The organism is Flavobacterium sp. W21_SRS_FM3 (genome assembly GCF_052113625.1).
Classification (GTDB): domain Bacteria; phylum Bacteroidota; class Bacteroidia; order Flavobacteriales; family Flavobacteriaceae; genus Flavobacterium.
In genome coordinates, this window is sequence record NZ_JBGQOD010000004.1 from 37,589 (window position 1) to 52,555 (window position 14,967).

General features: G+C 34.4%; 9 protein-coding genes. All 9 read left to right on the forward strand.

The features are described 5' to 3' along the window. The first annotated feature begins 680 nt into the window (after nucleotides 1–680). On the forward strand, nucleotides 681–3,824 hold the full coding sequence (locus tag ACEN2K_RS08135; protein WP_441758838.1) for a SusC/RagA family TonB-linked outer membrane protein: 3,144 nt from the start codon (nucleotides 681–683) through the stop codon (nucleotides 3,822–3,824). 18 nt (nucleotides 3,825–3,842) lie between these two features. Beyond that, on the forward strand, nucleotides 3,843–5,633 hold the full coding sequence (locus ACEN2K_RS08140; protein ID WP_441758839.1) for a RagB/SusD family nutrient uptake outer membrane protein: 1,791 nt from the start codon (nucleotides 3,843–3,845) through the stop codon (nucleotides 5,631–5,633). Between the two features lie 29 nt (nucleotides 5,634–5,662). Continuing rightward, nucleotides 5,663–7,201, forward strand: coding sequence for a DUF4957 domain-containing protein (locus ACEN2K_RS08145; protein ID WP_441758840.1), 1,539 nt, complete (start codon nucleotides 5,663–5,665; stop codon nucleotides 7,199–7,201). Nucleotides 7,202–7,334: 133 nt separating this feature from the next. Continuing rightward, nucleotides 7,335–8,783, forward strand: coding sequence for a right-handed parallel beta-helix repeat-containing protein (locus ACEN2K_RS08150; protein WP_441758841.1), 1,449 nt, complete (start codon nucleotides 7,335–7,337; stop codon nucleotides 8,781–8,783). Nucleotides 8,784–8,991: 208 nt separating this feature from the next. Continuing rightward, the gene (locus ACEN2K_RS08155; RefSeq protein WP_441758842.1) at nucleotides 8,992–10,419 is read left to right on the forward strand and encodes a glycoside hydrolase family 28 protein; all 1,428 of its coding nucleotides are present in this window, start codon (nucleotides 8,992–8,994) and stop codon (nucleotides 10,417–10,419) included. A gap of 183 nt (nucleotides 10,420–10,602) precedes the next feature. Then, nucleotides 10,603–11,532: an alpha/beta hydrolase fold domain-containing protein gene (locus ACEN2K_RS08160; RefSeq protein WP_441759013.1), complete on the forward strand. Its 930-nt coding sequence runs from the start codon at nucleotides 10,603–10,605 to the stop codon at nucleotides 11,530–11,532. An 11-nt stretch (nucleotides 11,533–11,543) separates the two neighbouring features. Next, nucleotides 11,544–12,509 carry a DUF4861 family protein gene (locus ACEN2K_RS08165; protein WP_441758843.1) on the forward strand — a complete coding sequence of 322 codons (966 nt, stop codon included), beginning with the start codon at nucleotides 11,544–11,546 and terminating at the stop codon, nucleotides 12,507–12,509. A gap of 6 nt (nucleotides 12,510–12,515) precedes the next feature. Further along, nucleotides 12,516–13,718, forward strand: a complete 1,203-nt coding sequence (locus tag ACEN2K_RS08170) for a glycoside hydrolase family 88/105 protein (RefSeq protein WP_441758844.1) — start codon at nucleotides 12,516–12,518, stop codon at nucleotides 13,716–13,718. Nucleotides 13,719–13,737: 19 nt separating this feature from the next. Further along, on the forward strand, nucleotides 13,738–14,958 hold the full coding sequence (locus ACEN2K_RS08175) for a glycoside hydrolase family 88/105 protein (protein WP_441758845.1): 1,221 nt from the start codon (nucleotides 13,738–13,740) through the stop codon (nucleotides 14,956–14,958). Nucleotides 14,959–14,967: the final 9 nt, after the last annotated feature.

A 14,967-nucleotide genomic window follows, 5' to 3' on the forward strand; every position in this document is an offset into this window, starting at 1 on the left:
CAGCTCTATAATGGCTCTATCTCTATGAATTTCTTCAAATTTGTTAACTCACCTTCTATGATTCTTAGCTAAAAATAGGTAAAATATAAATATAATTTAAATTTATCTGTTTATTTATATGCTATATGAATTTTTAACCCTTTTTTTTTGTTTAATTAAAAAAAAATATATACGTTTGTGCAATCGATTACATTTGTTGTTCTCGGATAGAAAAAGTAGATAAAATTATATAGTATACGTTTTTTCATTTTAAGAGTTTAACGAAAAACTATTTTGAATAGAATACTTGTATTGTGAATTCTTAATTTATCTAGTAGATTCGAGATTTTGATTAAAGGAGAGAGTGTTGTTATAAGGTAGCACAAGCGAAATTATCTATATCGATTTCGAAAAATGAAATTTTGATAAATCTAACTCGCTTTACTTAATAAGATTTTTGTATTAATATAAAAACCGATTTCAAGATAGTATGCAGTTATTTAATTTGCCCACCAGCTGCAGGCTACCAATGTATAATATAGACAAGTTTAAATTAAGAATTTATTATAAGAGAGGAAGGAATAGGGGACCTCACAAAAAATTAACCAAAAAACTAACCAATTAAATTTTGAAGTATGATTATTAAACATTTATCAAAAAAAGGCTCAAATTGTTGCTTTGTTATTTTTCTCTTGCTTAGCATGCTTACGGGAAATAAAATGAGTGCTCAAAATGGGATAACTATTGGCGGTATAGTAAAAGACGCTACAAATATGCCAATTCCTGGGGTAAATATTATTGAGAAGGGAACTAAAAATGGAGGTGTTACAGATTTTGATGGAAAATTTTCTATTAGAGTTTCTGGTCCAAATAGTGTTTTAGTTTTTTCATACCTAGGATATGAGACGTTTTCTAAGACTGTAGGGCAAAGTAAATCCTTAAATGTAGTATTAAAAGATGAAAACTCTAAACTTAACGAAGTAGTTGTAATTGGTTATGGCACATCTCGTAAGGCTGATTTAACAGGTTCTGTTGTGTCTATTGCAGGTGACGATTTGAAAAAGTTATCTATAGCTAGTGTCGCAGAAGCTTTAACAGGACGTTTGGCTGGGGTTCAGGTAACCTCATCCGAGGGTTCTCCTGATTCAGAGATAAAAATTAGAATTCGTGGAGGAGGGTCTTTAACACAAGATAGTTCTCCCTTAATTATAGTTGATGGTTTTCCGGTAAACAGTATGAGTGATATTTCTCCTTCTGATATAGCAAATATTACGGTATTGAAAGATGCCTCTTCGACAGCCATATACGGTTCTCGTGGTGCAAATGGAGTTATCATCGTAACTACAAAAACGGGTAAAGATGGAAAAATGACGGTAAGTTTTAACTCTTACTTCGGCTTCAGAAAAATAGCCAATACAATTGATGTTTTACAACCAGATGATTTTGTAAAATGGCAGTATGAATATGCGCTACTAAAAAATGAGGTTAGTTCTTATGAAAAATACTTTGGTAAATGGCAAGATTATGATCAATATGCCGGTATGAAAGGGAATAATTGGCAAAAACAAATTTATGGTCGTTTAGGTGAAGCAAGAAGTCGCGATTTAGGAATTCGTGGTGGTTCGGACAAATTAAGTTATAATTTTAATTATGCACATTATGATGAAAAAGCCATTATGGTTGGTTCAGAGTTTGCTAGAAATAACCTTTCTTTTAGTTTGAAAAATAAGGCAAGTGACAAAATCGATTTATCTTTCACGATGCGTTATTCTGATACTGAAATTAATGGTGGAGGGACTAATGAGCAAAATGAAGTATCATCTGCTGATGCTCGTCTAAGGCATAGTGTAGGATATTCACCTATTCCTCTTCCTGGTTTAACAACTGACAATACAGATGAGGCTTTATCTAGTTATCTGGTTAATCCTTTTGTTTCTGTGGCAGATAACGACCGTCTACAAACTAGAAAAAACTATAATTTATTAGGTAGTTTTTCTTGGGAAATTTTAAAAAATCTAAAATTAAAGTCAGACGTAGGTTTAGACAACTATAATTACAAAGATTATCGATTTTATGGACGTTCTACCTATTATGTAAGCAATATTCCTGCAGCTGAAAATCAAGGTAATCCGGCAATTATTATAAGTAATCGTGACAATTTGCGTTTTAGGAATGCCAATACGTTGAATTATGATTTCAAAAACCTGTTAGGAGATAATCATAGTTTAAAAGTGTTAGTAGGTCAGGAAATGATTAAATACAAATCAAATGAGATCGAAAGTACAATTCATGGCTTTCCAAAATTCTTTGACTTTGATGACGCTCGAAATCTTAGTTCACAAGGGACTCCACAGGCTGTAGATAATAATTACAGTCCAGATGATAAATTGCTATCCTTTTTTGGACGTGTGAATTATGATATCAAAAATCGTTACTTATTTACCGCAACCTATCGTGCCGATGGATCAAGTAAATTTTTAGGAGGAAACCGTTGGGGCTATTTCCCTGCAGCAGCTGTCGCTTGGAAATTATCAGAAGAAGATTTTCTAAAAGAAGTATCTTGGTTAAATGCACTTAAAGTAAGATTAAGTTATGGTGAGGCAGGTAACAACAATATTCCTACAGGACAAACAATTCAAAGTTTCCAATCTTCAAATTCTGCATGGATAAATGGTGTCACTAATTATTGGTCAGCATCAAAAACTTTGGCTAATCCTGATTTAAAATGGGAAACTACGGTAACTCAAAACGTGGGTCTTGACTACGAATTATTCAAAGGACGTGTTAGTGGTTCAGTTGAAATGTATAAAAATGTTACAAAAGATTTATTAGTACGTTTCCCTGTGCCAGGTACAGGTTACGATTCTCAATATAGAAATATGGGAGAAACACAAAATACGGGTGTAGAGGCATCTTTAAATTTGGTAGCTTTAGATAAGGCAGATTATGGTTTGAATTTTTCATTCAATATTGGCTTTAATAAAAACCGTATTAATTCATTAGGACTTTTAGAGGATTTTGGACAAAATACAAACTGGGCTTCATCAGCGATCGGTAATGATTATGTTGTAAATGTTGGTCAACCGATAGGATTAATGTATGGATATAAAAGCGATGGCCGTTATGAAGTGTCAGACTTTGATTATGCAGCAGGTAAATACACACTAAAAACTGACGTTGCAAATAGCTCTAATATTATTGGTACACTTAGACCAGGTTCAATGAAATTAAAAGATGTTAATGGAGATGGAGTAGTTGACGCTAGTGATTTATCTATAATTGGTAACGCTAATCCTAAACATACTGGAGGTTTTGTAATCAATGGAAATGCGTATGGATTTGATCTTTCGGCAGCCTTCAACTGGAGTGTTGGGAATGATGTTTATAATGCCAATAAAATTGAATTTACAACTTCCAATACAAATGGACAATATAGAAATTTAAGTTCAGAAATGGCAGATGGCAATAGATGGACAAATATTAATGCTGCAGGGGACTTAGTTACTGATCCTACTGAATTAACAGCACTCAATGCAAATACAACTATGTGGTCACCCTATATGAAGAATTTTGTTTTTAGTGATTGGGCAGTTGAGGATGGTTCCTTTTTAAGATTAAACTCTCTTACTTTAGGATATACATTGCCAGAATCTTTGATCTCTAAACTAGGTATTTCTAAATTTAGATTTTATGCTACAGCAAATAATGTATTTATTCTAACAAACTACTCTGGTTTAGATCCTGAAGTTTCTACAAGAAGAAATACTCCTTTAACTCCTGGAGTTGATTATTCACCATTTCCAAGGAGCCGTCAAGTGGTTTTTGGTTTAAACCTTAATTTTTAATTTAATAATTATTCACAGATGAAACATAAAATAATAATTACAGTAATAATTATAGCGGGGCTTTTCACTTCTTGTCAAGATATAGAAGGGGACTTCTTAGAGGCGCCGGCAAAATCAACCTTAGATGAATCTGTTATTTTTTCAACAGCAGGTTTGGCAAAAGGAGCAGTAGATGGAATCAAAATACCTTTCGCAGAAACTAATTCTTATAGAGGTCGTTTTCTACCTTTTTACGGTTTCAATACTGATACAGAATGGTATAATACTTCTGAAACTGTAGATGATAAATCAGATTTGTGTACCTACGATGCGAAAGCGAATAATTCACAAATGAATACGACTAACAATGCTTGGGCAATGATGTATTCTGGAATAGAACGTGCTAATATCTGTATCAGAGGTTTACGTAAATTTGGAAACCCAGAACCAGGGACTGAATTAGGACATTTATTAGGGGAAGCATTAACATTGCGTGCGATCTATTATGCGGATCTTATGAAAACGTGGGGAGACGTTCCTGCTCGTTTTGAACCTATTAATTCAGAATCTTTGTATTTGCCAAAATCGAGTCGTGACGAAATCTACAAGCAGTTAATTCAAGATTTAGGAGAAGCTGCAACATTAGTGCCATGGCCAAATGAAACAGCTAATACTACCAGTGTAGAACGTATCAATAAAGCTTTTGTGAAGGGTTTAAGAGCTCGCTTAGCAATGGTAGCATCAGGTTTTCAACAATACCCTGATGGCATTAGAAGAAGTACTGATGCTGACCTTTCTGTTGCAAAAATGTACAAATTGGCTTTAGATGAGTCGCGTTCTATTATGAATAGTGGTACAGCTCATTTAGAATCTTCATTTGAAACATTATGGAGAAAATACAATCAAGAAAACATAAGCGCTGGTGGTGAATCATTATGGGAACTTCCTTTTGCTGATGGACGTGGACGTATGCTTTTTACATTTGCGGTTTACCATACAAGTAGTGATCAGTTTCACGCTAACGGTAACAAGCGTGGTGGAGTAGCAGGACCTCTTCCAAACGTATTTTATGATTATAATGAAATGGATACTCGTAGAGATGTAACCTGTGTACCTTATAAATTCGGTACTCCAGTTAATGGTATAGCAAAACAAGAGTTGGGAGCATTAGACACGTGGTATTTTGGAAAATACCGTTATGAATGGATGAATCGTTTTGTAACCTCAACTAATGATGATGGAATCAATAAACTATACATGCGTTATGCCGAAGTTGTTTTAATTGCCGCCGAAGCTGCAAATGAGTTAGAAGGGCCTGCTGCTGCTGCTCCTTATTTGAAAGAAATTCGTAAAAGAGCTTTCCCAGCTGCTGCGCAAGCACAACAAGTAGAGGCTTATGTAGCTAATTTGGCTACAAAAGATGCCATGTTTAAAGCAATTGTTTTAGAGCATAAATTTGAGTTCACTGGTGAAATGGAACGTAAACAAGCACTTATTCGTTGGAATTTGCTTAAATCTAAACTAGATGAAGCAAAAGCAAAAATGCAAAACTTGAAAAACCGTACTGGAGAATATGCTCAGGTACCCTCTACATTGTATTACAAAACTAAACCTGATAATGTGTCCCTTGAAATTTATGGGTTAAATCGTGGTGAAAATGTTAATCCAGGTGTTGAGTATTCTGCATTCGCATGGACTAAACTAGAAGATACTAAAGTAAATTCTCTATACAGAAGTTCTGTAAATCCTGATAATAAGCAGTTCTGGCCAATATGGCAAGTTTTTATCGACGGTAGTAATGGTAAACTAGTTAACGACTACGGCTATTAATAATTTAAATAATTAAATCAATTGTGATTATGAAAAAAATATTTATAATAAAAGGATTATTAGCCACTTTACTTTTGACAGTTTTAGTCTCTAGTTGTACTGGCTACAGTGAAGATTTGTTAGACGTATTAGATGTAAATAGAGTATTTTCTCCAATAGGTCTTACGGCAAAAGTTAGAAATCAAACAACGGTAGAACTGAATTGGACAACAAGGGATAATGTAGATCATTATACTGTTGAATTCAGTGCTGATGATCCCGAATTCAAAACTATTTTTAAAACGCTACAAGTGGCAGCAACAGAATTGCCAATACAAGTGGCATTAGAAGGAGAAACCATATATTCCATTAGAGTAAAGGCAATCAGTTCAGTAGGACTTGAAGATTCAAAATGGTCAGTGGTAACCGCTACAACATTATCTGAACAGTTGTTATTAGCAACTATAGATGGGGATGTTCAGGCTAAGCAAGCAACATTCAGATGGGCGCCAAATAGTAGTGTAACTAAAATTGTACTTACGCCAGGTAATATTACTCATGTAATTACTGCGCAAGAAAAAGCAGCTGGAATTGCAACTGTTACTAGTTTAACATCGGAGACAAAATACAGTGCCATATTATATAATAATACCAAAAAGAGAGGTTTTTCATCATTTGAAACTGGTATAGATATCGGTACCGGTATATTAGTAAAAACAACAGATGATTTATTTCAAAAAATTGCTGGTGCAAAAGCTGGAGATGTTTTAGTATTAGAGTCAGGTGATTTTACGTCACAAACTGGGTCGATAACTTTGGATAAGTCTATAACTATTAGAGGTTTAAAAAGCTATAACAAACCACTTTTAAAAGTTAATTTTTCAATCGCAACCGGTGCGACTGATGTGAGTTTAATAGATTTAAATTTAGACGGAGGTAAAACATTAACTGATGTAGTAAGATTTACAGATGCGACCAGCTATGGGTCATTGATTATTAGTGGATGTGATATTCATGATTTTGATAAATCATTTATAGGTAGTGATGTTGCTGCTGCAAAAGTGAATGCCGTTACTGTTGAGAACACTGTTGTTACAAATATTCTAACCAATGGAGGAGACTTCATTGATTTCAGAAAAACATTTGTAGCTGAGGTTACTTTAAAAAATAGTACGTTTAATAACTGTGCACCTGATCGTGATTTTTTTAGAATTGATGCGGGTACTTTAAGTGGAACTGGATTAACGACTAAGATATTGGTTGACAGTTCAACCTTCTACAAGGTTTCTAATACATCAGGGAAAAGATTTCTATACGTTCGTTTCAATGCAAATACATTAACTGTTCGTAACTCTTTATTTGCTGAAACAGTGGCGATTTATTCAAATCAAACGACTACTTCAGATCCAAGTTTTGTAAAAAATAATTATTTCAATGCTACGGGTCTTCATACAACGAATACTAAGTTTGATAATTCTACAAGCTTTACTACAGTAAACCCAGGATTTGAAAATGCAGCTGCCGGTAAATTTAAAATTTCAAATCAAACGCTAATCGATAATAAAATTGGTGATCCACAGTGGAGGTAATAAAATAAAAGTACAGAGGCTCGTTTACAAACGAGCCTTTCTTTTCTGCTAGTATGCTTTTAATTTAGTTTAACTTGTTTTTAAAGTTAGATTTTTAATTTGATTCAAAGAAAAATTATTAAAAAGGTCAAAGGTGAAGATATTATATATGTTGCTCATGTTAAGTCTTTTTTCTTGTTCGAAAGAAGAGGCTGCAGTCGATACAGTGGTTTATGTAAAAACAATCACACTGTCTGGTTCTAATATTACAACGGGAAATACGGGTCAAATTACGGCTGAAACTTTGCCATCTAATGCTACAAATAAAACGGTATCGTGGAAATCCTCCGATACAACTATTGCTGAAATTTCTTCTTCAGGATTACTTACTGCTAAGAAAAACGGTAAAATCATAATTACTGCAACAGCTGCTGATAAAAACACCGTTACTGCTACAAAAGAGATTACAATTTCTAGCTTTAGTAATGGTCAAACTTTTGACTATACCGTTTCTAACTCGGCTGAGCTTTTAGTGGCTTTGGCCAAAGTTAAAGCAGGAGAGACAATTGCTCTGAATGGCGGGACGTATACCATGAGTAGTAAAATTGTATTAAGTGTTTCAGGTACTGCCAATAACAAAATAAGTTTAATAGGATTAACAAACTCAAGTAGACCTATACTGGATTTCTCTGCTATGGCTGAAAATGGATCAAATCAGGGAATTGTTCTTTCTGCTAATTATTGGTACATAAAAGGAATTGACATTTACAAAGCAGGGGATAATGGACTGCAAATTAAAGGAAATAACAATGTTATCGAATTCTGCACTTTCTCAGAATGTAAAGATACTGGACTCCAAATAGATAATGGCGCGTCCAATAATACGATATTAAATTGTGATTCTTATTTTAATGCGGATGCTGCTTTAGAAAATGCGGATGGATTTGCTTGTAAATTAAATGCAGGTACTGGCAATAAATTTGTAGGCTGTAGAGCATGGCAAAATCTAGATGATGGCTGGGATGGTTATTTGAGAGGTACAGATAATATAACAACTACGTATCAAAATTGCTGGGCAGTTAAAAATGGCTATTTGAAAACGGGTGTAAAAGGTGCCGGTGATGGTAATGGTTTCAAAACAGGGGGAAGTGATGATAAACTTCTTAAACACAATGCGACCTATACAAATTGTGTTGCTGTGGGTAATGTAGCTGACGGCTTTGATCACAATAGTAATCGGGGTGTAGTTACGATTTATAATTGTTCTGCCTATTCTAATGGCGTAAATTATTCTTTTAGCAATACTAATCCTTTGGCACAGCTTATAATTATAAACAGTAATGTACTAGGAAGCTTTGGAAGTACAAATGCTACTCTGCTTGATGTTACTAATAATAGTTGGCAAAACGGACTCGTAGTTACTGCGGCTGATTTTAAAAGTTTAGATTTCCAACAGTTATTAGCTGCACGAAAAGCAGACGGAAGTTTACCTGATATTAATTTCTTTTATCTTAATGCCGATAGTAAAATGATTGATAAAGGGGTTGATGTAGGTCTAGCTTTCAAAGGAAGTGCACCAGATTTAGGGGCTTTTGAATACTAAGAAATATAATTAAAATTTTGAATGCGGTAATTCCTTTTTTTGTGGCTTTTCTTTGTTTATTTAGATAAATATATTTAAGTTTGTGTAATCGATTGCATTAATTTGAAAGTTTTGTCTTGATGGTGGTTAAGTGATTGTAAAGTGGGTGTGTACGAACCATTGTATTTCTGATTAAATAAAATTTAAATTGCGTCTTAAAATTATATCAATGAAAAAATTAGGGAAATTTGTAGCTGTTTCATTCGTAAGTTCATTGTTGCTTTTTTCATGTGGGGTTAAGCAAAACAGTACGGTAGAAATAGATCCATGGAAGAAAATGCAGCAAATTATAGAAACAGTGAAAGAGCCTGTTTTTAAAAATAAAAGCTACAACGTAGCTGATTTTGGAGCTAAAGCAGGAGGTGTTTTTGATAATACGGAGGCATTCAAAAAAGCAATCGAATTTTGTTCTAAAAATGGAGGAGGAAAAGTAGTTGTTCCTTCAGGACAATATTTCACTGGTCCTATTAATCTAGAAGATAACGTTAACCTTCATTTAGAAAGCGGTTGTGAAATCCTTTTTAGTACGAAGTCAACTGACTATCCACTTGTTAACACCTCTTTTGAGGGGACCGAATTAATGAACCATTCACCGCTAATTTATGCTAATAACAAAAAAAATATTGCTATTACAGGATCGGGAACTTTGAACGGTCAGGCGACTAATGATAATTGGTGGTACTGGAGTGGTAGCAAAAATTATGGCTGGGTAGAAGGAAGAAATAATCAAAATGATGTTTTAAACAGAATTCGTTTAGTGGAATCTGCTGAAAAAGGCATTCCTGTTTCAGAAAGAATATTTGGTGAAGGTTCTTATATCAGACCTAATTTTATAGAATTTTTTGAATGTTCAACTGTTCTTGTAAAAGGAGTTAAAATTGTTAATGCACCTTCTTGGGTGATACATCCTTTTAGATCTACTAATATTATTGTGGATGGTGTTACAGTTCAGAGTCATGGTCCCAATAATGATGGATGTGACCCAGAATATTCAAAAAATGTCATTATAAAAAATTGTACATTCAATACTGGAGATGACTGTATCGCTATTAAAGCGGGTAAAGATGCTGATGGAAGACGTGTTGCTATACAAAGTGAAAATATCATAGTTCAAAACTGTAAAATGATTGATGGACATGGTGGAGTAGTTATTGGTAGCGAAATGACCGCAGGTGTGAGCAATGTTTTTGTAGAGAATTGTATTATGGATAGTCCTAATTTAGACAGGGCCATTCGCATTAAAACAAATTCTAGAAGAGGTGGTTTGGTCGAAAATGTTTATGTTAGAAACTTAGAAATAGGAAGAGTAAAGGAAGCGGTACTAAGAATCAATATGTTTTATGATGTATATGGTAATCAAACAGGGAAATTTATTCCTCAAGTAAGAAATATCTTTTTAGAAAATATCAAAGTTAAAAATGGTGGACAGTATGGTGTTTTGGCCAAAGGTTATAAAGAATCACCAATTGAAAATGTTACTTTAAAAGATGTTGTTATCGATAAGGTAGATAGTCCTTATTCTGTTGAAAATATTTCGAACCTTAATTTTATTAACACACGCATTAACGGAGTTCTGGTAGCGAATCCTAAAGATTAAATATAAATTTTGAAATTTATTAAAACATTACTGTATCACTTATTCTAATGATTAACGAAGGTTTTGTTTTTATAGAATTTGGGGAAATTAAGATGAGTAATTTATAATAAATGTTTGAGTGGTTGAAAAGGGACTTGAAAACTTTTGAGTCCCTTTTTTTAAAAAAGGGTTGAGGTGAAAAAAATGATATATCTATTAATAGCGCTAATTAGTTTTCCTGTGTTTTCACAAAAGGGCGTGGAAAGAGACACTAGTTATACCGTCGCTAGTACATATGCTAAAGAGATAAAGAAATATCCATTCATTCAAGTCGTTAAGAAGAAGACTAAAAGTAATGTAGTTGAACATAAAGGTATTGTTTATAAAAAGATTGGGAATCGATCATTGCAGTTAGATAGTTACTGTTATCAGTCAAAAGAAGTGCAACCAGCTGTAATTCTAGTTCATGGGGGAGGCTGGAAATCTGGAGATAAATCGCATATGGAACCTATGGCAGTAGAGATCGCGTCAAGAGGGTATAATTGTTTCTCCATCGAATATCGATTGTCACCTGAAGCAACGTACCCAGCTGCAGTATATGATGTAAAAAGTGCCATCCAATTTGTGAAAAGCAATGGGGCTAAATTTAATGTAGATACGACTAGAGTGGCTGTTTTAGGCTGTTCCTCAGGCGGACAAATCGCAGCTTTAGTTGGAACTACGAATGGGAATACACTTTTTGAAGAAAAAGATAAAACCTATAAATCAACAACTGATGTGCAGGCGGTAATTGATATGGATGGCATCTTAGCTTTTAAACATCCGCAGTCTCAGGAAGGAACAGTAGCAAGTTTATGGTTAAATGGTGATTATAGTGAAAATCCGCAGCAATGGGAAGCAGCTTCAGCTCTGAACCATGTTAATAAAAACAATCCCCCCATATTATTTATCAATAGTGATATGGAGCGCTTTCATGCAGGTAGAGATGATTTGATAAAGCAATTGAATGCCTTTGGAATTTACAGTGAGCTAAGACAAATTAATAAATCGCCTCATTCTTTCTGGCTTTTTGATCCCTGGTTTGATCAAACAGTCGACTATACGACGCAATTTTTAAATACAATTTTTAAATAATTTTGAATTAAATGAAAACAATAATCTCTCTATCGGCAATAGTACTACTGGGGCTTTCCAGCTGTAAGGCGCAACATGAATACAATGTAAAAACCGCGAAATCCTACGCTGAAATTTCAGTTAAAGAAGGTGGATCTTGGGAAGGACGTAAATACATTGGGGGAACATTTAAAAATGTTGAAAAACTTAAATTAGCTCCTGAACATACAGATCATTCTTTTGATATTCGATATGAAGGACCAGGATGGGAGAGTAATAAAGTAGGATACCGTCTTTACTTAGACTGGAGAAATGCGATTGATATCTATGGAAAAAAAACCGAGGAAATGGTTTTGCCAACTGTAGGTCAAGACGGTTTTGACTCCTATCATGAAATGAGTGACTGGGGTGCTGATATTCTAAAAGCTGGAAAAGGAATCGGGATTGGCTCGATCGATCGTTATTTAAATAAAGAAAGGTTGCACTTTTATGAGGTGGATGCTACAGTAGCAACAGTTAAAAACTCGACAGATAAATCCATTGTGAAAGTCGATTATACAGGCTGGAAAACCGCTTCAGATAAAATCAATTTTACGTCAGAATTAACGATTAAACCCGATCAGAGGTATACCCAACATACTATTCAAACTTCAAAAGCAATTGAGGGAATTTGTACCGGAATTGTAAAGCAAAAAAACACAGAACTGCTTAAGAAAGTAAGCCATAATAAAAAATGGGCTTACATTGCTACCTACGGGACGCAATCATTAGTTCCAGATAAATTAGGAATGGCTATCTTTTATGAAACGAATACTATCGAAAATTTTGTTGATGCAGAATTTGATCATCTTTTAATTTTCAAACCCACTACGTCCAAAGTTTCCTTTTATTTCTTGGGAGCTTGGGAACAAGAGAAAAGCGGAATTCAATCTCAAGAGGAGTTTGTTACTTATCTAAATGCAAAATTAGAACAGCTAAACGCTAAAAATAAATTGTAATTCTAGATGCAAAGTATGCTTTCTATTAAACGCCATTTTTTAAAAATTGTCATTATAACATTGCTGTTTTGTACATACAAAGCTGTAGGACAATTACCAATTTCAGAAAAACTAAAATGGTCAGAGAAGATAGCTATGTCCATCCTTAAATCATATCCAAAGGCATGGCAAATTGATGGAAATGATAAACCAAAATGGGATTATAAATTAGGTTTTGTATTGCAGTCATTCGAGCGTTTATTTCAAAAGACAAATGATACTATTTACTTCAATTATATTAAAGAATATGCCGAGGAAATGATCGATAGCTCAGGCACAATAAGAACCTATAACGACAAAGAATACAATATAGATTTTATTAATCCAGCGAAAGTATTATTCGACCTGTTCAAGTTAACAAATGATGAACGGTATCGTACAGCACTGATGCATTTACGAAGCCAACTTGTACAGCAACCGCGAACAGAGAGTGGTGGTTTTTGGCACAAAGAAATATATCCTAATCAAATGTGGTTAGATGGAGTGTACATGGCCGAACCCTTTTATGCGAGGTACACTGTAGAATATGAAAATGGGGAATCTTTGAATGATGTTGCTAGACAGTTTGAGATCATTCATAAGAACATGATAGACAAAAAAACGGGATTATTATTTCATGCTTGGGATGAAAGCAAGCAAATTGCGTGGGCAGATCCATTAAGAGGAACTTCCCCAACGATATGGTCTAGAGGCATAGGTTGGTATATGATGGCATTGGTAGATGTTTTGGATTATTATCCAGACAAGCATCCTAAAAAGAAAATATTAGTGGGTTATTTAAATGAAATGGCCGCGACTTTATTGCAGTATAAAACAGCTACAGGTTTATGGTATCAAATTACTGATCAGCCTTTGCTAAAAGGGAATTATCAAGAATCTTCAGCATCAGCAATGATTATATATGCTTTTGCAAAAGGAAGTAACCAAGGGTATTTGCCAGGAAAATTTAAGAAGCAGGCTCAAAAGTCCTTTTCTAGCTTTATAACAGAATTTATAAAAATTAATGATAACGGTACAGTAAACATCGCTAATGTATCGCCAAATGTAGGGCTTGGAGGCACTCCATTTCGAGATGGATCTAATGCATATTACCTCAAAGGCAAGCCAAAGGATAATAGCTCAGTGGCTTTGGCTGCTTTTATACTAAGCGCGATAGCATTGGATAAATAGAAAATTAAAAATATTTAAAATGATACAAACTAGGAGACAAAGCTTTTTTGCTACAATGATATTCATTGTCACTATTAGTTTTACAAGCTGTAAAATGATTTCTCAGGAACCTACAAAGGCTACTTCAACAATTTCAAAAGAAAAGAAATGGTCTGAGCGTATGGCGTTGTCTATTATGAAACGTCATCCAGAGTCCTTTCAAATTGATGGTCAAAAGGAGCCTAAATGGGATTATGTTCACGGTCTGGTTTTAACTTCTTTTGAAGAACTGTACAAACAGAAAAAGAATCCTCTTTATTACAATTATATCAAGAGTTATGCAGATATTTTAATTGATGAAAAAGGGACTATAGCAACCTACAAAATTCAAAATTACAACATTGATATGGTAGTTGCGGGTCGTTTACTTTTCAATTTATATGAGCAAACTAAAGAGCCTCGTTACTTAGAGGCAATGCAAACACTGAGAAAACAATTAGATGAACAACCTAGGACAAACAGTGGTGGTTTCTGGCACAAAAAAGTATATCCTAACCAAATGTGGTTAGACGGATTGTATATGGGAGAACCATTCTATGCCCAATACACAACTACTTTTGAAAACGGAAAAAATCTAGATGATATCGCCCATCAATTTGAATTAATTCAATTGCACGCTACTGATAAAAAAACAGGTTTATTGTACCACGGATGGGATGAAAGCAAACAAATGGCTTGGGCGAATGCGCAAACAGGCACATCTCCCAATTTTTGGTCAAGATCCATCGGTTGGTATGCTATGGCTTTAGTAGATGTTTTGGATTATTTCCCAAAGGACCACCCAAAGCATAAAGAATTGGTTGGGTATTTGAATGCTGTTGCAGAGAGCTTAGTTAAATTTCAAGATCAATCGGGCTTGTGGTATCAAGTTACTGATAAAGGTTCTGTTGGTGGGAATTATTTGGAAGCTTCAGGTAGTTCTATGTTTGCTTATGCTTTCGCAAAAGGGGCAAACAAAGGGTATTTACCTTCAAAATTTAAAGCTGTGGCCAATAAGGCTTTTGATGGCTTAACCAGTAAATTGATAAAAGTGGATGTTGATGGTGAAGTTACCATCACACAAGCTTGCGCAGTTGCTGGACTAGGAGGAAATCCCTATAGAGACGGCTCTTATGAATATTATGTAAATGAACGAAAACAAGACAACGATCCTAAAGCTACGGGGCCTTTTATATTAGCGGCTTTAGAATTAAACAGATAAATTAAAACA

Bases quoted from the DNA above. Each gene is read 5' to 3' on its own strand.
- ACEN2K_RS08135 (WP_441758838.1), top strand. From the start codon at position 681: ATGCTTACGGGAAATAAAATGAGTGCTCAAAATGGGATAACTATTGGC.
- ACEN2K_RS08140 (WP_441758839.1), top strand. From the start codon at position 3,843: ATGAAACATAAAATAATAATTACAGTAATAATTATAGCGGGGCTTTTC.
- ACEN2K_RS08145 (WP_441758840.1), top strand. From the start codon at position 5,663: ATGAAAAAAATATTTATAATAAAAGGATTATTAGCCACTTTACTTTTG.
- ACEN2K_RS08155 (WP_441758842.1), top strand. From the start codon at position 8,992: ATGAAAAAATTAGGGAAATTTGTAGCTGTTTCATTCGTAAGTTCATTG.
- ACEN2K_RS08160 (WP_441759013.1), top strand. From the start codon at position 10,603: ATGATATATCTATTAATAGCGCTAATTAGTTTTCCTGTGTTTTCACAA.
- ACEN2K_RS08165 (WP_441758843.1), top strand. From the start codon at position 11,544: ATGAAAACAATAATCTCTCTATCGGCAATAGTACTACTGGGGCTTTCC.
- ACEN2K_RS08170 (WP_441758844.1), top strand. From the start codon at position 12,516: ATGCAAAGTATGCTTTCTATTAAACGCCATTTTTTAAAAATTGTCATT.
- ACEN2K_RS08175 (WP_441758845.1), top strand. From the start codon at position 13,738: ATGATACAAACTAGGAGACAAAGCTTTTTTGCTACAATGATATTCATT.